This is a genomic window from Pelomonas sp. Root1444 (assembly GCF_001426885.1).
Classification (GTDB): domain Bacteria; phylum Pseudomonadota; class Gammaproteobacteria; order Burkholderiales; family Burkholderiaceae_C; genus Pelomonas.
Map to the genome: position 1 here is coordinate 11,025 of NZ_LMFP01000032.1, position 21,147 is coordinate 32,171.

A 21,147-nucleotide genomic window follows, 5' to 3' on the forward strand; every position below is an offset into this window, starting at 1 on the left:
ATGGGCTTGGATGCGCCCTACCCGCTGCGGCAGGCGCTGCGCCTGACCGGCCTCACCCAACGCTTCCTGGACCGCCTGGTCGAGCAAGGCGTCGTGGCGCCGCGCGACGGCCAGCGCTTCAGCCACCAGGACGTCGTCGTGCTGCGCACCGCCAAGGCGCTGCGCGATGCCGGCGTGCCGCCGCGCAAGGTGGTGCAGGCGCTGCGCCGCGTGAAGGACTCGCTCGCCCCCGGCGCACTGTCCGGCGTGCGCCTGCGTGCGCATGCCGGCGGCGTCGAGGCGCGCACGCCGGACCGGCAGCGCATCGACGCCCACACCGGCCAGGCGCTGCTGCCCTTCGACGACGACGAGGCCGCCGCCGTGCGGCCGCTGGCTGACGAACCCGCTGCCGGCGAATGGCTGCGCCAGGCCCAGGCGCTGGAGGCCAGCGACAGCGCCGCGGCCGAGGCCGCCTACCGCCGCGCGCTGAAGCTGGACCCATGCTGCTCGGCCGCGTACGTCAACCTCGGCGCGCTGTTGTGCGAGGCGCGGCGCTGCGAAGAGGCCGTGGCGCTGTACGAGCAGGCGCTGGACCACTGCGAGGCCACGCCGCTGGTGCACTTCAACCGCGCCACGGCACTGGAAGACGTCGGCCGGCCGCACCAGGCCGTCGCCGCCTACGAGCGCGCGCTGGCCCTGGACCCGCGCCTGGCCGACGCCCACTACAACCTCGGCGTGCTGCTGGAGCAGCTGGGCGACCACCAAGGCTCGCTGCGCCACCTGAACGCCTACCGGCGCCAACGGCCATGAAGCTCAAGGACGAGGCGCCCCTGGCGCGCTACAACGCCAAGCGCGATTTCAACGCGACCCGCGAGCCCGAGGGCCGACCGGCGCGCAAGTCCCGGAAGAAGGCGCTGGGCTTCGTCATCCAGAAGCACTGGGCCTCGCGGCTGCACTACGACTTCCGGCTGGAGCTGGACGGCGTGATGCTCAGCTGGGCCGTGCCCAAGGGCCCCAGCTTCGACCCGGCCGTCAAGGCCATGGCCATCCATGTCGAGGACCACCCGGTCAGCTACAACACCTTCGAGGGCAGCATCCCCAAGGGCAGCTACGGCGCCGGCACCGTCATCATCTGGGACCGCGGCACCTGGGAGCCCGTCGGTGACCCTCGCGAGGGGCTGGAGAAGGGCAAGCTGATCTTCCATCTGCACGGCCAGAAGCTGGCCGGCCTTTGGGAGCTGGTGCGCATCTCCAAGCCGGGGCAGTTCAAGCAGGACCACTGGCTGCTGCTGAAGAAACGCGGCGACGCCTGGGCGCGGCCCGGCACCGAGTACGACGTCATCACCGCGCTGCCGGACAGCGTCGTGGAAAAGCCGCTGGGCCTCGTGGAGGAGCGCGAGCCGCGCGGCGCCACCGCCCCGGCACCGTCCCCAGCGGCCGGCCCGGACCTGTCCAAAGCCGTCAAGGCCACGCTGCCCGACACGCTGGCGCCGCAGCTCGCCACGCTGGCGGCCGCGGCGCCGGCGGAGGGCGAGTGGCTCATCGAGAACAAGTTCGACGGCTACCGCCTGCTGGCGCGCATCTCCGCCGGCAAGGTGCGCCTGCTCACGCGCCAGGGCAACGACTGGACGGCGCGGCTGAAGCCGCTGGCCGAGGCGTTGCAGGCGCTGGACCTCGGCCCCTGCTGGCTGGACGGCGAGATCGTCGTGCTCAACGACCAGGGCGTGCCCGACTTCAACCGCCTGCAGAACGCCATCGACAACGCCCGCACGCAGGAGATCGTCTTCTTCCTCTTCGACCTGCCCTTCGTCGGCCGCTACGACCTGCGCGCCGTGCCGCTGGCGGGCCGCCGCGCCGCGCTGCAGCAGCTGCTCGAAGGCCGCGCGACCGAGCGCATCCGCTTCAGCGACGCGCTGCCGTCGACGCCCACCGAAGTGCTGGCCGCCGCCTGCCGGCTGGGGCTGGAGGGCGTCATCCTCAAGCGCGCCGACTCACCCTACGTCGGCCGGCGCAGCGACACCTGGCTGAAGCTGAAATGCCAGCGCCGCCAGGAGTTCGTCGTCGTCGGCTTCACCGACCGCACCAACTCGCCCAAGGAGGTGGGCGCGCTGATGCTGGGCTATCACGAAGAGGGCCGGCTGCGCTCGGCGGGTTCGGTCGGCACCGGCTGGGGCACAGCCCAGGGCCGCGAGCTGCACCGCGTGCTGGTGGCGCTCGAGACCGACAAGCCCGCCCTCGACCCGGCGGAGTTCACGCCGGGCCGCTGGTCCAAGCGCCGCAGCGGCAATGAGCGCTGGGTCAAGCCGGAGCTGGTGGTCGAGGTGGCCTTCGGCGAATGGACGCCGGACGGGCACATCCGCCACGCCAGCTTTCGCGGCGTGCGCGCCGACAAGCCGGCCCGGTCCATCACGCGCGAGCAGGCCGCCCCGGCCCCGGCGCCGGCCCCCGCGCCGGCCGCGCGCAAGACCGGTGTAGCCATCACCCACCCCGACCGCGTCATCGACCCGTCGACCGGCCTGCGCAAGATCGACCTGGTGCGCTACTACGAGAGCGTCGCCGACTGGATGCTGCCGCACCTGCGCCAGCGGCCGGTGTCGCTGGTGCGCGCGCCGCAAGGCATCAGCGGCGAGTTGTTCTTCCAGAAGCACTCGGAGGCCAAGATGCCCGGCGTCGTCGACCTCGATGCCGAGCTCTGGCCCGGCCATGCGCCGCTGCTGGCCATCAACAGCCTGGAGGGCCTGATCAGCGCCACGCAGATGAACGTCGTCGAGTTCCACACCTGGAACTCGACGGCGAAGAAGATCAACCAGCCCGACCGCGTCATCTTCGACCTCGACCCCGGCGAGGGTGTGACCTGGGCGCAGCTGCAGGAGGCGGCGCTGCTGATGCACACGCTGCTGGAGGAGCTGGGCCTGCAGAGCTGGCTCAAGACCAGCGGCGGCAAGGGGCTGCATGTGGTGGTGCCGCTGACGCCCAGGCTCGATGACGACGCGGTGAAGGCCTTCTCCAAGGCGGCCGTCGAGCACATGGCGCGCACGCTCCCGCAGCGCTTCGTCGCCAAGAGCGGCGGCAGCCGGCGCGTCGGCAAGATCTTCATCGACTACCTGCGCAACGGCCACGGCCAGACCACGGCGGCGGCCTTCTCGGCGCGCGCCCGCCCGGGGATGGGCGTGTCCATGCCGGTGGCCTGGGCGCAGCTGTCGTCGCTGAAGAGCGGCGCGCACTGGACCATCCAGACGGCGCGCGAGTACCTGTCCTTCAGCGGCGAGGACCCCTGGGCGGCGTACTGGAAGACGCGCCAGTCGCTGACGGCGGCGATCAAACGGCTGGACAGGGACTGAGAGCACCGCGGTCTTGTCCGACGCCCACAGCAGCGCGTTGCTGACAGGGCGTCGCGGGTGGCGTTCTTAAGCTGACCGGTGGGGCTACCTCGCTGCAGGTGCCGCCAATCCATCAACCCGAAGGAGACCGATGATGACCCGATCCCAAGCCCCGCGCCTGCTGTGCGCCCTCGTGCTCGCCGGCCTGGCCGGCGCCGCTTCGGCCAACCTGACCCAGCCGGTCTATTCGTCCGCCAAGGACGAAGTCAAGGCGATGTTCAAGGCCGAGCGCGACAAGTGCGACAGCATGTCCGGCAATGCCAAGGACGTCTGCGTCGAGCGCGCCAAGGGTCATGAGAAGGTCGCCCTGGCCCACCTCGAATACCAGCACACCGGCAACACCAAGGACCGCAACGACTACCTGGAGGCGCGCTACGAAGCCAAGTACAAGCTCGCCAAGGAGATGTGCGACAGCCAGTCGGGCAATGCCAAGGACGTCTGCGTGGCCGATGCGAAGGCCGCGCACGACAAGGCCAAGGCCGACCTGAAGGCGAACAAGAAGATCGCCGACGCCCAGAACGACCAGATGGAAGCCAAGCTCAAGGCCGACTACAAGGCCGCCAACGAGCGCTGCGACACGCTGTCGGGCGACGCCAAGGACAGCTGCCAGGCCAGCGCCAAGGCCCGCTACTTCCAGTGAGCCCGCAGCCGCCTTCTGGCGGCCGATGCGTGGCCAACAAGCCCGGTGACCGCAAGGCCGACCGGGCTTTTTTGCGTCATACGGCAGGTGACTGCCGCGCCACGGCAGCGCGGTCCATCGGCCGAAATCGCACGCCGGCGTAGGACCAAACCGGCCTGCGCCGCCGGCCTGGTCCGTCAGCAGGCATGCGGCTTGCTGTCCTCCCGTTACAAGCAGTGTTGAAACCGCGTTCGGGAACGTCTTGCGCGATGGTGCGGCAAGCACGGCTGAGAGGAGATATGCCATGGGAACTGAGGACTTTCGGGTCGTGCTGGTCGACGACGATGTGGATGCATGCCAGACCTTGAGCGAACTGCTCACGATCGACGGCTACAGCGTGCGCGTGGCCAACACCGCACAGGACGCCATCACGGCGGTCAATGAGTACCAGCCCGTCTGCGCGCTGCTGGACCTGGGGCTGCCGGACTTCGACGGCTGCGAATTGAGCAAGCGCCTGCGCGCCGCCCATGGCTCCGACCTCGTGCTCATCGCACTTACCGGCCGCGCCGGTGAAGCGGAGCACAACGAGGCCATGGCAGCGGGCGTCGACCACGTGCTGCGCAAGCCGCTGTCGCTGGAGAACCTGAGGCGCTTTTTCCCGCCGCTGAACTGATTTACCGGCAATATTTGCCGCTGGCGCGCCGGAGCCGGTGGGGCGCCGGGCCGCCGTCTCGCCGCCGCGCGCTTCACAAAACTGGCGCCCGGGCGCGGTGTTGTCCGACAGGAAACGCGGGGCCGCGGCCTAACTTTGTCATCGCGGCCCGGTCGATGACCGGCCGCATCCCGCAACCTCAAGGAGAAATCCATGGCAAACAGCAATCGCTCCGGCAGCAACAACCCTGGCCAACGCCAGCAGGGCAGCAACCTGGACACCGATGACAACCGCAGCAGCCGCCAGCAGGAACAGGCCGGCTCGCAGGGCAATCGCCAGCAGCAAGGTGGCAGCGGCTCCTCGCAGGTCTCGGACCGCGACAGCTCGCGTGAGCAGCAAGGCAGCTCCGGCCAGGGCCGCAAGGGCAGCTGACGCGCTGACGGGTTGAGCGCCCGGCCGCGCCGCTGCGCATGACGCAGCCCGTGGCCCATGAACGCCATGCCATTCCGGTTGCGAATGGCATGGCGTTTGCCATTCACGGTTTCGACGCTGCGTCTGCCTGGCGCCTCCACCCCCTCTTCCAAGCAACCAAGGACACACCATGCCCACAGCACCCACCCGCGCCACCGCGAGCCGCCGTTCCACCGCTCCCCGCCGGACGCCGCGCCCGAAGGACGCCGTGGCCATGCTCAGGGAGGACCACAAGAAGGTCAGCGCCCTGTTCGAGGAGTTCGAGAAGGCCCGCTCGGACCGGCGCAAGAAGGAGATCGTCGCGGCCATCTGCATGGAGTTGACCGTGCACACGACGCTGGAGGAAGAGATCTTCTACCCGGCCTTCAAGGAAGCCCTCAAGGACAAGGAGCTCGTGCCCGAGGCCCATGTCGAGCATGCCGCCGTCAAGGACCTGATCGCGCAGGTGCAGGACCAGGAGCCCAGCGGCGAGGAGTACGACGCCAAGGTCAAGGTGATGGGCGAGTTCGTCAAGCACCACGTCAAGGAGGAACAGACCGAGATGTTCCCCAAGGCCAAGAAGGCCGCGCGGCTGGACCTCGTCGAACTGGGTCAGCGCATGGAAGAGCGCAAGCAGCAGCTCATGCAGTTGCACTGACCCCCGCAACCTGCGCCGGCAAGGCCGGCTCGCCCCGCGAGCCGGCCAGCCGCAGCATCAGGCGGCCGACACGGTCGACACAGGCTTGCAGGTCGAAATGCTCGACCGCCCTCGCCCGCCCACGTGCGCCCATGCGGCGGCGCAGCGCTTCATCCGCCACCAGCGCGGCGCAGCGGCCGGCCAGGTCGTTGAAATCGCCCGGCCCGGCCAACCAGCCCGTTTCGCCGTGCTCGATCAGGTCGGGCACGCCGCCCACCCGCGTGGCCACCAGCGGCAGGCCGCAGGCCATCGCTTCCATCAGCGCCAGCGGCATGGCCTCGGAATGCGAGCTGGACACGACGACATCGAGCTCGTTGTAGAGCGCCGGCATGTCGTCGCGCAGGCCCAGGAAATGCGTCTGCCGCAGCCCCAATTGCCCGGCCAGCCGCGCCAGTTCAGCCTGCATGGGGCCGTCGCCGACGACGACGCAATGCGCATCGGGCTGGCGCCCCTGCAGCAGCATCGCCATGCGCAGGAAGACGTCCGGGCCTTTCTCCGGCGACAGCCGGCCGACGAAGCCCACCAGCACCGTCGAAGGCGCCAGGCCCAGGCTGTCACGCAACGCGCTCGCCGCGGGCCGCTGCGGGCGGAACACCGCCGTGTCGACACCATTGGTCTCGCAGCTGAGCAACTCGGGGCTGACGCCCAGACCGAGCGCGCTGTAGTAGCTCGGCCGGCAGACCACGCTCAAATGGCTTTGCACCGCGCGGTGCACCTCGAGGTCCAGCACCGTCGGCTGGCGGCCGTGCACCGTGGCCAGCACCGGGCGCGACGTCAGCCGCCCGACGATGCCGGCCAGCGCATGCGCCCGCGGCAGATGGGCATGCAGCAAATCAACGCCCGCCGACTGCACCAGCGCCGTGGCCATCTGGATGCTGCTCCACGACGGGTCGTCCGCCATCGGCACGATCAGCACCTCCATGCCCAGCCCGCGCAGGCGCCGCGCGAAGGCGCCATCTGCCGGGCACAGCACCGTGAAGCGCACGCGCTCCGGCGGCATGCGCTCGATGAACCGTTCAACCCAGGTCTCCATGCCACCCACGATGGCGTTGCCGACCACTTCCAGCACGTGCAGCGCCTGACCGGCTGCCACGTCGGAATGCTTGTCCATGGAACCTGTGAAGAGTCGCGACGCGCCCGGCCGGCAAGCCCGGTGCCCGCCGGGCCGGGAGCGCTCATTGCCTACGGCCCGCACCGCACCTTCTGCCACCACCACCGCCATGACGCCACAACCCTCCGGCAGCCGTTTCCTGACTGCCGAACTCGCCAAGGCCGCGCTGACCGCCCTCGCGCCGGCCATCTCGGCACAGCTCGCAGCACCCGAGGTCAGCGGCCTCGGCGTGCTGCATGTGGTCGTGCTCGACCCGACGCAACCCGACGGCGAAGAGCCGCGCATCCTGTACGAGCACTCCTTCGGCGACCGCGACCGCTGGGATGTCGACTACGCCGACTACGCCCGCCGCAAGGCCCGCCTGTCCTGGCGCCACCGCATGGACGGCCGCCGCCTGCAGCTGCTGGAGCCGCACCGCCTGCATGCCGACGACGCGCTGCTGTGGGGCAGCGTCTGGCTGGACGGCCTGGTCGTCGCCGCCAGCGGCGCCTTTCCGATCTGGGATGAATGCTTCTCGCTGATGGCCGCCGCCCAGCTGCGCGCCCGCGCCTGGGATGCCGCCCAGAACGCAAGCTAGCCCTGCCTCATTTTTTCTTGAAACCTGCAACCTCAGAGCGTTCACATGACTGACTCCTCCTCCACCCCCACCCCGCAGCCCGCCAACCTGCAGGGTCGCGTCGCCCTCATCACCGGCGGCAGCCGCGGCCTGGGGGCCGCCATCGCCCAGGTGCTGGGCGAATCCGGCATGCGCGTCGTGCTGGCCGACGTCGAGCTGCAGCGCGCCCAGGACTGCGCCGCCCTGCTCGGCGAACGCGACATCGAGGCCATCGCCGTGCCGCTGGACGTGGCGGACCCGGCGCAGTGCGAGCGCGCCATCGAACTCGCCGTCAACAAGTTCGGCCGGCTGGACGCCCTCGTCAACAACGCCGCCGTCGACGTCACCGCGCCGCTGGCCGAGCTCAGCGTCGAGGACTGGCTGCGCGTGCTGCACACCAACCTGTCGGGGCCGCTGCTGATGATCAAGTTCGCCACCGCGCAGATGGCAAGGCAGACCGGTGGCGGCCATGTCGTCAACATCGCGTCCACCGCGTCCAAGCGCGCCTGGCCGAACGCCAGCGCCTATCACGCCACCAAGTGGGGCCTGCTGGGCCTGTCACACGCGCTGCATGCCGAGCTGCGCGACCAGGGCATCCGCGTCGGTGCCATCGTCGCCGGCGGCATGAAGACACCCTTCCTGCTCGACCGCTTCCCGGACATCGACGCCAACAACCTGCAGGACCCGATCAACGTCGCGTGCGCGGTGCGCTACATGCTGCAGCAGCCCGAAGGCACGGTGGTGCCGGAACTGACCGTATTGCCGATGCGCGAAACGTCGTGGCCCTGACCACCCGGCCCGGCGCGCGGCACGTGCAGGCAGTTCACAGTGAGGGCCGCCCCTGCCTCTTCATCGACAAGGACGGCACGCTGATCCACGACGTGCACTACAACGTCGACCCCGCGCTGCTGCGCTTCATGCCCGGCGCCGGCGCGGCGCTGGCGCGGCTGCAGCGCGCGGGGCTGGCGCTGGTCATCGTCACCAACCAGAGCGGCATCGCGCGCGGGCTGTTCACGCATGAGCAGTTCGACGTGCTGCAGCAAGCCTTGCTGCAACGGTTGCAGCAGGAGTTCAGCGTCACCATCGACGCCGTGGAGATGTGCCCGCACGGGCCCGACGCCGACGGCAACCCGACCTGCCCCTGCCGCAAGCCCGCGCCCGGCATGCTGACGCGCGCCGCGCGGGCGCTCGGCCTGGACCTGTCGCGCTCCTGGATGGTCGGCGACACGCTGGACGACGTCGAGGCCGGCCATCGCGCCGGGGCCGGTGGCTTCCTCTTGCGCAGCGGCGGCGAGACGGTGTGGCGGCGCGGGCCGCTGCGCGAACCCGACGCCGCCTTCGACGACTGGGCCGCGCTGGCCGACCACGTCGAACACCTCGTCGCCAGACAAACCGCCACGCCATGAACGGCAGCGCGCTGCCCTCCTTCTGGATGGGCGGCTACGAAGGCGCCGACCACGTGAACGGCGCCGGCGAGGCGCTGGACCTCGTGGCCGCCACCGGCCACCACCAGCGCCTGGACGCCGACTACCGCGCCGCCCGCCGCCTGGGCCTGCGCTGCGTGCGCGAGAGCGTCGGCTGGCGCCTGGCCGAGCGCGCCGACGGCAGCTTCGACCTGAGCCGCGCCGTGCGCATGGCCGAGGCCGCCACGCGCCAGCGCGTGCACATCCTGTGGACGCTGATGCACTACGGCGTGCCACCCGACCTCACGCTGCTGGACGACGCGCTGATCCCGCGCTTCGCCCGCTTTGCCGGCGAGGTGGCGCGCGTGCTGGCGCCGCTGTCGCCCGCGCCGCGCTTTTACACGCCGATCAACGAGATCAGCTTCCTGTCCTGGGCCGCCAGCGCGACGACCGACATGGGCCCGGCCGGCGTGCAGCAAGCCGCAGCGCTGGAGGACTCGCGCATCAGCGGCTTCCAGGTCAAGCAGCGGCTGGTGCGCGCGGCGCTGGCCGGCATGCAGGCCATCCGCGCGGCCGACCCGGGCGCACGCTTCCTGCACATCGAGCCGGTGCTGCACGTGGCCCCCTGCGACGGCGACGACGCCGAGCAACGCGCGCTGGCCGAACGCATCGCCAGCTACCAGTGGCAGACGATGGACATGCTGTGCGGCCGCATGGACCCGCAGCTCGGCGGCCACCCCGACGCGCTGGACTGGGTGGGCTTGAACCACTATCACACCAGCCAGTGGGAAGTGCCCAGCGAGAAGCGCCTGCCCTGGCACCTGCGCGACCCGCGCCGGCGGCCGCTGGCGCAGCTGCTGGGCGAAGTTTGGCGGCGCTACGAGCGGCCGATGGTGATCGCCGAGACCGGCCACATCGGCGTCGGCCGCGCCGCCTGGCTGCACGAGATCGCCGCCGAGGCACAACGCGCCCGCGCCCAGGGCCTGCCGCTGCAGGGCGTGTGCCTGTACCCGCTGCTGGACCGGCCCGACTGGAACGACACGCGGCGCTGGCACCGCAGCGGCCTGTGGCACCTGCGCCAGCCGCAGGAGCGCAGCCTGAACCGGCCCTATGCCCGCGCGCTGCGGCAGTGGCGCGACGTGGCCGAGCCCACGCCCGCCGACACGCGCCCCGGGCTGCTCGTGCTGCTGCCCTGCGCCTGGGAGGACTGGCCCGCGCCGCGCGAACCCCTGCTGCAGGCGCTGGCCGCGATGGGCCCGCTGCGCCTGCTGGAGCCACCGCGCGCCGACAGCGCCGAGCCGGTGCTGCGCTGCCACGGCGTGGCGCCGGGCGCCGAGCTGCTGGTGCTGCACGGCCACAGCCCCGGCTGGAGCGCGCCGCCGACGAACGCCGAACTCGCGCTGCTGCGCGCCGCGCTGCAACAGGCCGGCGCCCACCGCTGGGCCTGCTGGCTGGCCGGCTGGCGCGACGACGGCCACCCGGCCTGGTGGCGCGAGCTGGCCGACACCGGCCTCATCCTGCAGCCCGACGGCGACCGGCCGCCCACTGGCGACCTGCTGCGCCGCGCCCGCGCGACGCTGCCCGCCAGCTGGCCGCCGCCCACGTCGAGACGGCCGCCGCCGCACAGCTACGAAGCCGAGGAGGTGGCCGGGCTGCTGCGCACCGGCACGGCGCCGCGCTGGTGGCTGAGGGCGCCGCCGACGGCCGCCGGCAGCGCCGACCGCCTGCGCGAACTGGCCGCGCGCTGGCCGGGGCAGCAGTTGCTGGTCGATGCGCCGGCGCCGCCCACCGACACGCCATGGCCGCGCAACCTGCACTGGCTGGGCCGCGTGCACGACAGCCTGCACGCCGCGCTCGCCGCAGCGGTGGAGCGCGTCATCGCGTGGGACTGCGCGCCAGGCTGGCCGAGTGCTGGTCGGTCAGGCGACGGTGACGCTGCATGCCTTCGGGAGGCTGCGGCAATGGTGGATGCCGTGCGGCAAGCCGTCCTCCGGCTTCACCTCGGATCGACAAGCCCGTGTTGAGCGAGCCGGTGAACTTCGTCGTGGCGCCGGCGGGAGGCCTGGGCCCTCGGGGACGCCGGCGGCGGGCGGCTTTGCAGCGAGAGCGGTCCTTCCTTTCGACCTTTGCTGATGTACGCTGGCGGCCAGGAACTGCCGTTCGCTAGCGACTGCTTTCCAGTACCCCGGCCGCAGACCGTCACCAGACCGCGAAATGTTTCACTGCCCCCAGTGCGATGCGACCCTGCAGCGAGATGCCTCGGTCTGCCCCCGCTGCAATGCATCCTTCGGTGATCACAGCGCCTGGAGACCCGTGTTCAGGGCTCCGAAAGTCTGGACGCCAAATGACGTGCCTGCACCGCAGCGCATTTGGTACGTCATCCTGTGCCTCGTCGGATTGCTGTACATGGGCTACAGCCTGTACACGGGGGCCTTCTACCTGCCCAACAGAAGAGGCAACGGTGGGACTTTGAAAGGCATAAGCGCCTACATCATGTGTGCGGCGCTTTTTTTCGGGGTCGCGCACTTAGCGAGCTACGTGGCGGACCACTACGATCGTCGAAACAATGAAGTCGCTTACGCCAGATTCGCCAAGCAGAGCAAATACTGCGCCGTCGCGTTCTTTGTGGCGGCCCTACTCCTGTCGGGGTCTGGGCGTTAGCTGCCTGATGGGCCGCGCGACTGGCTGACGTGGCTCGGCAGCCGTTGACCTGCTACGCATGTCGAAGGACCGCAATCAGCCTTGCGCTGTCATTGCCCCCGCCGACGCACTTCCGCGCCCGGCCCGTTCCGTGAATTGACGTCCTCGCAGGCAAGCCGCGCCGTGTCGCGCAACGCGTTCATCGACGTCGCATCTGTTGACGCGACGTCAACGCCCGCGGGTACGGAGAGAATCGCCGTCCGGACCGCCGCTGGTCGGCCAGGCAGCCTGTCCTGCCCACAGCTGGTGCCGCCAGACCACTCATGACCGACGCTCAATACACGACCTTGCCGCAGTGGCCCAACGCCTATCCGGCCAGCGGCGCCAGCGCCACGCTGAAACACCTCAACGAGGATTTCAGCGTGACCGAACTGCCGCTGCAGCTGCCCTCCGGTGAGGGCGAGCACATCTGGCTGGACGTCCAGAAGAACGGTGCCAACACCGCCTTCGTGGCCCAGCAGCTGGCCGCGGCCGCCGGCGTGGAGGAAAGGGATGTGGGTTATGCCGGCCTGAAGGACCGCTACGCGATCACCCGCCAGTGGTTCAGCATCTATTTACCCAAGGGCGAGACGCCCGACCTGACCCAGCTGCAGCACCCGGAATTCAAGGTGCTGAGCCAGAGCCGCCACGTGAAGAAGCTGCGCCCCGGTGACCTGCAGGGCAACCGGTTCCGCATCGTGCTGCGCGACGTGACCGGCGGCCCTGATGCGATGAGGGCCGTCGAGGCCAATCTCCACGCCGTGGCGTCACAGGGCGTGCCCAACTACTTCGGCGCCCAGCGCTTCGGCTTCGAGGGCGGCAACGTCGAGCAGGGCCGCGCCATGCTGGCGCGCGAGATCCGCGTGCGCAGCCCGAAGAAGAAGGGCATCTACCTGTCGGCGGTGCGCTCCTTCGTCTTCAATGAAGTGCTGGCNCATCCAGCAGGGCTTGTGGGGCAAGGCCCTGCCCGGCGACGTGATGGACGAGGCGGGCCGGCCCACCGGGCCGCTGTGGGGACGGGGCCGCGTGGCCACCACCGATCAGGCGCAGGCCCTGGAGAACGGCGTGGCCGAACGTCACGCCACCTTGTGCGACGGCATGGAGCATGCCGGCCTGGACCAGCAGCGCCGCGCGCTGGTGGCGAGCCCGGCGGACATGTCATGGGAATGGCCGCAAGCCGATCAACTGGTGCTCGCGTTCTCCTTGCCCGCCGGGACCTACGCCACTTCCGTTCTGAACGAGACCCTGCGCACCACGGAGCCTGACCGGCACACGGAGAGCGAGCCAGCGGCTGTCGAATGACGGTACCCTCGCGATCAAGCCACCGTCACGCTGCGCGCCCCCAGCAGCCCACGGAAATGGTGGATGGTGCGCTGCAGGCCGTCCTCCAGTTCCACCTCCGGCTGCCAGCCCAGCATGGACTTGGCCAGCGAGATGTCCGGGCAGCGCCGCCGCGGGTCGTCCTGCGGCAGCGGCATGAAGACCAGCCGTGAGCGGCTGCCCGTGAGCCTCAGCACCATCTCGGCCAGCTCCAGCATGGTGTGCTCGCCGGGGTTGCCGATGTTGACCGGGCCGACCTCGCCGCTGTCCATCAGCAGCAGCAGGCCGCGCAGCGTGTCGTCCACGTAGCAGAAGCTGCGCGTCTGCTGGCCGTCGCCGTAGATGGTCAGGTCGTCGCCCTGCAGCGCCTGCACGATGAAGTTGCTGACCACGCGGCCGTCGCCGGGGCTCAGGCGCGGGCCGTAGGTGTTGAAGATGCGCGCCATGCAGACGTCCACGCCGCGCTGCTGGCGGTAGGCCATCAGCATGGCCTCGGCGCAGCGCTTGCCTTCGTCGTAGCAAGACCTGGCCCCGTTCGGGTTCACGTGGCCCCAGTAGTCCTCGCGCTGCGGGTGCTGCTCGGGGTCGCCGTAGACCTCGCTGGTGGACGTGTGCAGCAACCGCGCGCCGCTCTGCTGGGCCAGCTCCAGCAGCCGCCAGGCGCCCAGCACGCTGCTCAGCACGGTGTCCACCGGCGCCTGCTGGTAGTGCGCCGGGCTGGCCGGGCAGGCCAGGTTGAAGACCCGCCCGGCCTGGGACATCTCGGGCGTGGGCTCCAGGCCCACGTCGCGCTTCTGGAAGGTGAAGCCCTTGTGGCCCAGCAGGCGCTCCAGGTGGGCGGTGTCGCCGGTGCTGAGGTTATCCAGTGCCATCACGCGGTGGCCGCGCGCCAGCAGGGCCTCGCACAGGTGGCTGCCGATGAAACCGGCGGCGCCGGTGACCAGCACGGTGTTTGGGTTGTCTGCGTTCATGTCGTGACCTCGTGGAATGCCTGCATCCAGTCCGCAACGAAGCGGTCGATGCCGAAGCGTTGCAGCGCCAGCTGGCGTCCGCGCTCGCCCCAGTCGCGCGCCAGGCCGGGGTCGGCCAGCAGTTGGCGCATCACATCGGCCAGCGCCGCGGGGCGGTTGTCGATGAAGCCGTTGTCGCCGCTGCGGATGACGGTGGCGAGTTCGGTGGTGGCCAGGCCCACGATGGGCTGGCCCACCAGCATGGCCTCGATGAGGGCCAGCCCCAGGCTGGTGTAGCGCACCGGGTGGAAGAAGAAGCGGTGGCTGGCCATCAGCCGCGGCAGCTCCAGCTGCGAGACCTCGCCGATGCCGCCGGGCAGCGTCTCGCTGCCCATGCCGGCCAGCGTCAGCGGCACATGCTGGTGCAGGCCCAGGTAGAGGTCGCAACCCAGCCGCCGGCCGCGGCGTGCCAGGTTGTTGACGACCACCAGGCCGCTGGCCTGCTCGCCGTCGAACCGCGCGCTGGACGTGAGCTTCACGCCGTGCTCGATGACGCGCGTGGGCGTCTCGCCGGCGTCCCACATCAGCGCGTTGAAGTGCGTGCAATGCACCAGCAATGCGCCAGGGTCCTGCACCCAGTGGCGCTCGTTGGTGGGGTGCTGCTGGGGCGGGTCGTGCTCCAGGTAGATGCGCGGCAGCCGCTGTTGCGCGGCGCTCAGCCAGCGCGGCCGGTCCGACTCCCAGCCGACGCGGTGCTGGTAGAGCACGACGTCGAATTCCATGTCCTCGATCCGCTCGACCGGCGCCTCGTGGACGTTGTCGCCCCAGGGCAGCGCACCGACGCGGCCGACGCGGCCGGGCGAGCGCTCGGGGTCGGTCACCAGGTAGAAGTCATGCGGCACCTGCGTCAGGTTGTAGAGGTAGTTGCCGTGGACATGCCAGGTCAGGACGCGCAGGCGGCGGGGCATCGGGTCTCCTCCGGGGTGGTGGCGAGCAGGCGGTGCAGCGTCTGCACGACCTCCTCGACGGTCAGGGCCAGCGCGCAGCCATGGCCCACGGGGCAGTCGGCATGGGCGCAGGGCCGGCAGGGGGCGGGCTTGGCCAGCACGCGGTGCAGCGCCGCGTCGGCCGGCGCCCAGCGCGACACCTCGCTGCCGCAGGCCACCACGACGCTGGGCACGCGCAGCGCCGCGGCGACATGGGACACGCCGGTGTCGTTGCACACAAGCACGCGCGCGCCACGCAGCAGTGCGCCCAGCGTCCACAGGCTGGTGCGGCCGGCGAGGTTGACATGCGCCAGGCCGCGCGCCGTGAGGAGGCCGGACAGCTCGCCCACCAGCGCCTGCTCGGACGGCGCGCCGGTCAGCACCAGCGTGTGGCCCATGCCGTGCAGCGCCTCGGCGACCGCCGCAAAGCGCGTGAGCGGCCAGCGCCGCGACGGCAGCTGCGCGCCGGCGTGCACGCAGGCATAAGGCGCGCTGCCAGGCCACGCGGGCCAGGCCAGGCGCAGCGCGGCGTCATCCTCGGGGCGCAGCGGGAACTCCAGCGCACCGTCGTCGACGGGCAGGCCGACGTGGCGGCACCACGCCAGCAGCCGCTGCACCTCGTGGCCCTGCTCCGGCCAGGGGCAGAACAAACCGCCCGCCGGCACCGGGCCGCCGGGGGGATGGAAGCCCGCCACATGCCGCGCGCCGAACTGCTGCACCAGCGGGTTGACGATCTGCCCGCTGCCGTGCAGTTGGACCGCCAGGTCCCAGCGCGCGTCGCGCATGGCCGCGAGGAACCCCGGCAGCGCGGCATGGTCAACCGGGCGCTCGGGCAGGCCGGGCCAGCCCGGGAACGGCAGCCATTCATCCACGCAGCTCAAGCGCGTCACCAGCTCGCGGCTGGCCGGCAGGCCCAGCAGGCTGATGCGGGCGCGCGGCCAGGCCCGGCGGATGGCGCGCAGCGCCGGCACGGCGCACAGCGTGTCGCCCAGCACCAGCGCGCGCAGCACGACGATGCGTTCGATGCGCTCGTCCACGGCCGTTGTCATGCGGCCTCCCGCATCAGCGCCCATGCCGCCTCGGCCACCTGCGCGGGGGCGACGCGGCGCAGGCAGTCGTGATGGCCTTCGGCGCAGACGCTCTTCAGGCAGTTGCGGCAGGGCACGTCGTGGTTGAGCACGCGCGCGGGCACCTGCCAGGGCGTGTGCTGCGGGTTGGTCAGCGCGTACAGGTCGACGACCGGCGTGCCGACGGCGGCGGCCAGGTGCACCGGCCCGCTGTTGTTGCCGACCAGCACGCGCGCGCCGGCCACCAGCGCGGCCAGCGTGCCCAGCTGCCGCAGCGGGGCCAGCACATGGCCGCCGCCGCCCATGGCGGTGGCCGCCTCGTCCAGCAGGCCGCCCTCGCCCGGGCCGGCGCAGAACACCACCTGCAAGCCCTCCCGCCGCAGCAGGGCCGCCGCGGCGCCATAGGCGGCAGCGGGATAGCGCCGCGAGGCCGCGCTGGCGCCCGGGTGCACCAGCACATAGGGCCGCGCCGGGTCCACGCCCGCGCCGAGCAGCAGCTCGCGGGCGGCCGCACTGTCCTCCTCGCGCAAGGTGAAGCGCAGTCGCTCGTCCGGCGTCACGAAGCCGACGCGGGCGACGAGGTCGAGCTGCCGCCGCACCTCGTGCCGCATGCCCGTGGCGACCTGCTCGCGGTCGGGTACCTCGTCGCTCAGCAGGCCATAGGCGCGCTCGCGCGTGTGCGCCAGCACGAGCGGGATGCCGGCCAGCCGGCACAGCAGCGCCGCCGGCAACGCGCTCTGGGTGCAGACGGTGAAGATGATGGCCGCGTCGAAACTCGCCTCCTGCAGCGACTGCAGCAGCGCCCGCTCGGCCGCGCCCGGCGGTTGGCCGGCGAGCGCTGCCGCGCCGGCCTTCACCCATGGCGCGTGGAAACCGATGATCTCGTCCAGCAGCGGCAGGTGGGGCCGCAGCAGCTGGGCCGACGGCGCGGCCAGCAGCGCCAGGTGCGCAGCGGGCAGGCTGTCGCGCACGGCGGCGAAGGCCGGCGTCGTCATCAGCACGTCGCCGAGGTTGTCGAGCCGGACCAGCAGCACGCGGCGCGCCGCCCGCCAACGCTGATCGCGTGGGGGCGGGACGGCCGCCCCCGTCATCCCTTGGCCCCCAGCGTCTGCAGCCCCATCGCCATGCCGGCCAGGCGCGGCCGCGACGCCAGCAGGCGCAGGCCGCCGACGTCGAGATCGGCGCTGCCGCGGCGCTGCTGCGCCACCTGCGCATAGACACGCGCGAGCTTGACGGCCACGCTGTCCCAGGTGAACTCGCGCTTCACGCGCGCCAGGCCGGCGCGGCCCATCGCACGGCCGAGCTCGGGGATGCAGCGCAGGTCGTCCAGCCGCTGGGCCAGCGTCTCGGGGTCGTGCGGCGGCACGAGGAAGCCGGTGAGGCCATCCACCACGGTGTGCTGGATGCCGCCGACCGCCGCGCCGATGACGGGCGTGCCGCAGGCCATGGCCTCCAGCGGCGTGATGCCGAAGGGCTCGTACCAGGGCGTCGTGACGAAGACGTCGGCCGCCTGGTAGTAGTCGTGCAGTTCGTGGCGGTCGCGGCGACCGACGAAGACCACGCGCTCCGCCGCGCCGCTCTCGCGCGCCACGGCGCGCAGCCGGCCGATCTCGGGCGTGGCGGCCTCGTCCGGCTCGCGCGCATCGCCGCCCACGACCAGCAGCCGCCAGGGCCGGCCTTCGCCGAGCCGGCCCACCGCGCGGATGACGTTGTCCACGCCCTTGCGCGGCACCAGCCGGCCCAGCTGCAGCACGATGAACTCGTTCTCTGGCAGGCCCAGGCGCTGGCGCGCCGCTGCGCGACCGCCGGGCTTGAACTCGGCCAGGTCGACGCCGCAGGGCACCTGCGCAATGCGGTGCGCCGGCGCGCCGCAATGGCGCATCAGGTCCTCGGCGTCCTGCGGGCATTCGGCGATGACGCAGTCGGCCTCGCGCGCAATGCGGCACTCCAGCGCGATGCGGTCGGCCGGGAACTTGTCGGCCTCCTTCTGGTGCAGCCGCCGCACCGCGCCGAGGGCATGGAAGGTCTGCACCAGCGGCACGTTGAGCTGGCGCTGCAGCCGCAGGCCCACCAGGCCCGACATGAAGAAGTTGCCGTGCACCACGTCATACGGGAGGCTGCTGCGCATCAGCCGCAGCGCCTGGTCACCGAAGGCCTGCATGTGGGGCAGCAGTTCTTCCTTGGGCACGAACTGGGCCGGGCCGGCGTCGATGTGCAGCACACGCACGCCGGGGCGCACGTCCACGGCCGTCGGCAGGCTGCGCTGGTCGCGCCGGGTCAGCACGTCGACATGGTGGCCCTGGCGGGCCAGCGCCTGGGCGACGTGAGAGACATAGACATTCTGTCCACCAGCGTCCACGCTGCCCTGCTGGGCGAGGGGCGAAGCGTGCTCGCTGATGATGGCGACTCTCAAGGGTGGCTTCATGACCGCTCCGTCGATGTGAATGCGGCGTCAAGGCAAGCGACGTTCCAAGGGACAAGGCGCTGAGAGCGCCGCAACTACGCACGCCGTTTGCCGAAGGCGCTTTTGCTGCAGAAGTTGCTGACCCTCCCATGAAAGAAAAACGTACCCCCCTAGATGGCAAGCAAGCCTTGATCAACCTGTGGGAGGCGCTGCAGCCGTGGCGGCAGCCGGTGCTGCTTGCGCTGGCGCTGCTGGTGCTGTCCAAGCTCGCGGCGGTCGGTGTGCCTGCGGTGCTCAAGGCCATCGTCGACAGTCTGTCGCGCGAGCCTGGCAGCGCCGCGCTGCGCGTGCCCTTCTGGCTGCTGGCCGGCTATGCGCTGCTGCGCTTCGCGAGCACGCTGTTCACCGAGCTGCGCGATCTCGTCTTCGCGCGTGTGGGCAAGCAGGTCGTCGCGGGCTTCTCCGAGAACGCGTTCGGCCACCTGCTGGCGATGAGCCCGGGCTTCCATGCCCAGCGCAACACCGGCGCGCTGGTGCGCGAGGTCGAGCGCGGCATCGGTGGCATCGGCTACCTGCTCGGCGCCGGCGTCTTCACCGTCGTGCCGACGGCGGTGGAGTTCCTCGTCGTGCTGGTCATCGTCTCGGCGGGCTATGGCGTCAAGTTCGTCCTCGTCATCGCGGCGACGATGCTGGCCTATGCCGTCTGGACGGGCTGGCAGACGCGCGCCCGCGTGGCCAGCCAGCGCATCATGAACGAGCACGACACGCGCGCCCACGGGCTGCTCGTCGACACACTGCTGAACTACGAGGCCGTCAAGACCCATGGCCGCGAGAACGGCGAGCGCGGCCGCTACCGCGAGGTGCTGTCACGCTGGGTGGACGGCAGCGTCGCCAGCCAGAAGACGCTCTCGGCCCTGCACCTGGGCCAGGCGGGCATCATCGCCATCGGCGTGGGCACCGTCATGCTGATGGCCGGCGTCGACACCGCCGCCGGCCGCATGAGCATCGGCGACCTGGTACTCGTCAACGCCTATCTGATCCAGGTCTTCCTGCCGCTGAACACGCTGGGCTTCGTGTTCCGCGAGACGCGCGATGCGCTGCTGAACACCGAGACGCTGTTCCGGCTGCTGCGCAAGCAGCCCGACATCGTCGACGCACCCGGCGCCCGCGTGCTGCAGGACGGCGGTCGCGGCGACACCACCATCCGCTTCGAGCACGTCGACTTCGGCTACGAGCCGCAACGCCGCGTGCTGCACGACTTCTCGCTGGAGATCGCGCACGGCAAGACCTGCGCCGTCGTCGGCAGCAGCGGCTCGGGCAAGTCCACGCTGGCGCGGCTGCTGATGCGCATGTACGAGCCCGGCGCCGGCCGCGTGACCATCGGCGGCCAGCCGCTCACCGAGGTGACGCAGCAAAGCCTGCGCGACGCCATCGGCGTCGTGCCGCAGGACCCGATGCTGTTCAACGACACCATCGCCTACAACATCGGCTACGGCCGGCCCGGCGCGCTGCACGAGGAGATCGTCGCCGCCGCGCGCGCGGCCCAGGCCGACGAGTTCATCCAGCTGCTGCCTGAGGGCTACGACACCCCCGTCGGCGAGCGCGGCGCGCGCCTGTCCGGCGGCGAGAAGCAGCGCATCGCCATCGCGCGCGCCTTCCTGAAGAACCCGCCCATCATCGTGCTCGACGAGGCCACCTCGGCGCTGGACACCAAGGCCGAGCGCGCCATCCAGGGCGCGCTGGAGCGCGTCGCGCGCGACCGCACCTCGCTGATCATTGCGCACCGCCTGTCCACCGTCGTCGACGCCGACGAGATCATCGTGATGGACGGCGGTCGCATCGTCGAGCGCGGGCGCCACGACGCGCTGCTGGCCCGCGAGGGCCTGTACTACCAGCTGTGGGAGCTGCAGCGCCAGCAGCAGCAGGCCCAGTCGCTGGAGCGCCGCCTGGCGCAGCACCCCGTCAACCTCGCCGGGCTGCTCGTGCTCAACCTCGACAGCTTGCGCGGCGAGCTGGCAGCCACGCGCACCGAGCCCTACACCGACATCGACATGGGCGTGGCCAACGTCGTCGGCGACGCCAGCCGCATCGCGCGCATCGTGCACCTGATCTGCCAGCTCGCCCTCAACGGCGCCGCCGGCGGCCGGCTGGAGGTGAAGCTGGCGCGCGTGAGCAACGCCTGCCAGCTGACCGCGGGCTACCACGGCCGCTTGACGCTGGAAGCCGACGACGCGCCCGACACGCTGGAGCTGCGCACCCTGGCCGGCGAGGCCGGTGGCCAGCTGGCCATCCAGCGCGACCCGGCGGCCGGCGTGCAGCGGTACCAGCTCGAGCTGCCACTGCCCGCCGTCGTGTCGCAGGAGCCCAGCTGGCCGGAGACCGCCCCGGCGCCGCTGGACGATGGCGACGACACCGAGCCGCTGAACACCGACCCGCGGCCGCTCGCCGGCCTGGCGGTGCTGTGCGTGGACGACGACGAGGACGCACTGGCCTCGCTCGTCGGCCTGCTGGAGCTCGACGGCGCGCGCACCGAGCGCGCCACCTCGGGCCGCGAGGCGCTGCAAACGCTGGCCACGCGCGACCCGGCCGACTGGCCGGACCTGCTCGTCTGCGACATCGCCCTTGGGGCCGAAGACGGCCATGCCGTCGTGCGCGCCGTGCGCGCGATGGAGGCACGCCGCCAGGTGCCCGTCGCAGAGCGCCTGCCCGCCATCGCGCTGACCGGCATGGCCCAGCCCGAGGACCGCCTGCGCGCACTGGCCGCGGGCTTCCAGCGCCACCTGGCCAAGCCGGTGCGGCCGGATGAGCTGGTGCGGGCGCTGCGGCAGCTGGCCCGGGTGCCGGCCTGAACGGGT

The 21,147-nt window shown here is 71.4% G+C and carries 18 protein-coding genes; 12 read left to right on the forward strand and 6 right to left on the reverse strand.

Translation table 11 applies throughout. From position 1 onward, the window contains the following. The 6 genes from ASD35_RS28280 to ASD35_RS24985 all read left to right on the forward strand — a co-directional run bounded on the left by ASD35_RS28280 (position 1) and on the right by ASD35_RS24985 (position 5,738). Complete coding sequence (locus ASD35_RS28280) at positions 1–789, forward strand: tetratricopeptide repeat protein (RefSeq protein WP_082580442.1); 789 nt, start codon at positions 1–3, stop codon at positions 787–789. After that, positions 786–3,320, forward strand: a complete 2,535-nt coding sequence (ligD, locus tag ASD35_RS24965) for a DNA ligase D (RefSeq protein WP_056877690.1) — start codon at positions 786–788, stop codon at positions 3,318–3,320. Before ASD35_RS28280 ends, ligD begins: the two co-directional genes overlap by 4 nt. A gap of 133 nt (positions 3,321–3,453) precedes the next feature. Further along, a complete protein-coding gene (locus tag ASD35_RS24970) occupies positions 3,454–3,999 on the forward strand; it encodes a hypothetical protein (protein WP_056877772.1) in 546 nt (181 codons plus the stop codon). 283 nt (positions 4,000–4,282) lie between these two features. After that, entirely contained in the window at positions 4,283–4,651 is a 369-nt protein-coding gene (locus tag ASD35_RS24975) for a response regulator (protein ID WP_082580445.1), read from the forward strand. Positions 4,652–4,843: 192 nt separating this feature from the next. Next, positions 4,844–5,062, forward strand: coding sequence for a hypothetical protein (locus ASD35_RS24980; protein ID WP_056877692.1), 219 nt, complete (start codon positions 4,844–4,846; stop codon positions 5,060–5,062). Between the two features lie 169 nt (positions 5,063–5,231). Then, complete coding sequence (locus ASD35_RS24985; RefSeq protein WP_056877693.1) at positions 5,232–5,738, forward strand: hemerythrin domain-containing protein; 507 nt, start codon at positions 5,232–5,234, stop codon at positions 5,736–5,738. Here the strand turns inward: ASD35_RS24985 and ASD35_RS24990 are convergent. Continuing rightward, entirely contained in the window at positions 5,722–6,888 is a 1,167-nt protein-coding gene (locus tag ASD35_RS24990) for a glycosyltransferase (RefSeq protein WP_056877694.1), read from the reverse strand. The genes ASD35_RS24985 and ASD35_RS24990 overlap by 17 nt on opposite strands. Positions 6,889–6,997: 109 nt before the next feature. Between ASD35_RS24990 and ASD35_RS24995 the strand changes: the two genes are divergently transcribed. The 5 genes from ASD35_RS24995 to truD all read left to right on the forward strand — a co-directional run. Continuing rightward, positions 6,998–7,465: a hypothetical protein gene (locus tag ASD35_RS24995; RefSeq protein WP_056877695.1), complete on the forward strand. Its 468-nt coding sequence runs from the start codon at positions 6,998–7,000 to the stop codon at positions 7,463–7,465. A gap of 45 nt (positions 7,466–7,510) precedes the next feature. Further along, positions 7,511–8,272 (forward strand): SDR family oxidoreductase, encoded by a 762-nt coding sequence (locus ASD35_RS25000; protein WP_056877696.1) that lies wholly within the window; start codon positions 7,511–7,513, stop codon positions 8,270–8,272. Continuing rightward, positions 8,263–8,889 (forward strand): HAD-IIIA family hydrolase, encoded by a 627-nt coding sequence (locus tag ASD35_RS25005; protein WP_056877697.1) that lies wholly within the window; start codon positions 8,263–8,265, stop codon positions 8,887–8,889. The genes ASD35_RS25000 and ASD35_RS25005 overlap by 10 nt, the downstream gene beginning before the upstream one ends. Further along, positions 8,886–10,910 carry a hypothetical protein gene (locus tag ASD35_RS25010; protein ID WP_056877698.1) on the forward strand — a complete coding sequence of 675 codons (2,025 nt, stop codon included), beginning with the start codon at positions 8,886–8,888 and terminating at the stop codon, positions 10,908–10,910. Before ASD35_RS25005 ends, ASD35_RS25010 begins: the two co-directional genes overlap by 4 nt. Before the next feature lie 939 nt (positions 10,911–11,849). Beyond that, positions 11,850–12,499: tRNA pseudouridine(13) synthase TruD (gene truD, locus ASD35_RS28635; protein WP_369819243.1), on the forward strand; the 650-nt coding region annotated here is incomplete at its 3' end. 382 nt (positions 12,500–12,881) lie between these two features. Here truD and ASD35_RS25030 read toward each other — a convergent pair. From ASD35_RS25030 to ASD35_RS25050, 5 genes are read right to left on the reverse strand one after another with little or no spacing between them, the layout of a single operon-like run. Beyond that, positions 12,882–13,856 carry a UDP-glucuronic acid decarboxylase family protein gene (locus ASD35_RS25030; RefSeq protein WP_056877702.1) on the reverse strand — a complete coding sequence of 325 codons (975 nt, stop codon included), beginning with the start codon at positions 13,854–13,856 and terminating at the stop codon, positions 12,882–12,884. After that, positions 13,853–14,803: a glycosyltransferase family 4 protein gene (locus tag ASD35_RS25035; protein ID WP_056877703.1), complete on the reverse strand. Its 951-nt coding sequence runs from the start codon at positions 14,801–14,803 to the stop codon at positions 13,853–13,855. Before ASD35_RS25035 ends, ASD35_RS25030 begins: the two co-directional genes overlap by 4 nt. Continuing rightward, the gene (locus ASD35_RS25040; RefSeq protein ID WP_082580448.1) at positions 14,779–15,870 is read right to left on the reverse strand and encodes a glycosyltransferase family 9 protein; all 1,092 of its coding nucleotides are present in this window, start codon (positions 15,868–15,870) and stop codon (positions 14,779–14,781) included. Before ASD35_RS25040 ends, ASD35_RS25035 begins: the two co-directional genes overlap by 25 nt. Beyond that, complete coding sequence (locus ASD35_RS25045; RefSeq protein ID WP_235538459.1) at positions 15,867–16,922, reverse strand: glycosyltransferase family 9 protein; 1,056 nt, start codon at positions 16,920–16,922, stop codon at positions 15,867–15,869. The genes ASD35_RS25040 and ASD35_RS25045 overlap by 4 nt, the downstream gene beginning before the upstream one ends. 53 nt (positions 16,923–16,975) lie before the next feature. After that, complete coding sequence (locus ASD35_RS25050; protein WP_235538460.1) at positions 16,976–18,313, reverse strand: glycosyltransferase family 1 protein; 1,338 nt, start codon at positions 18,311–18,313, stop codon at positions 16,976–16,978. Positions 18,314–18,441: 128 nt separating this feature from the next. Here ASD35_RS25050 and ASD35_RS25055 point away from each other — a divergent pair, with 128 nt between their 5' ends. Then, a complete protein-coding gene (locus ASD35_RS25055) occupies positions 18,442–21,141 on the forward strand; it encodes an ATP-binding cassette domain-containing protein (protein ID WP_056877704.1) in 2,700 nt (899 codons plus the stop codon). Positions 21,142–21,147: the final 6 nt, after the last annotated feature.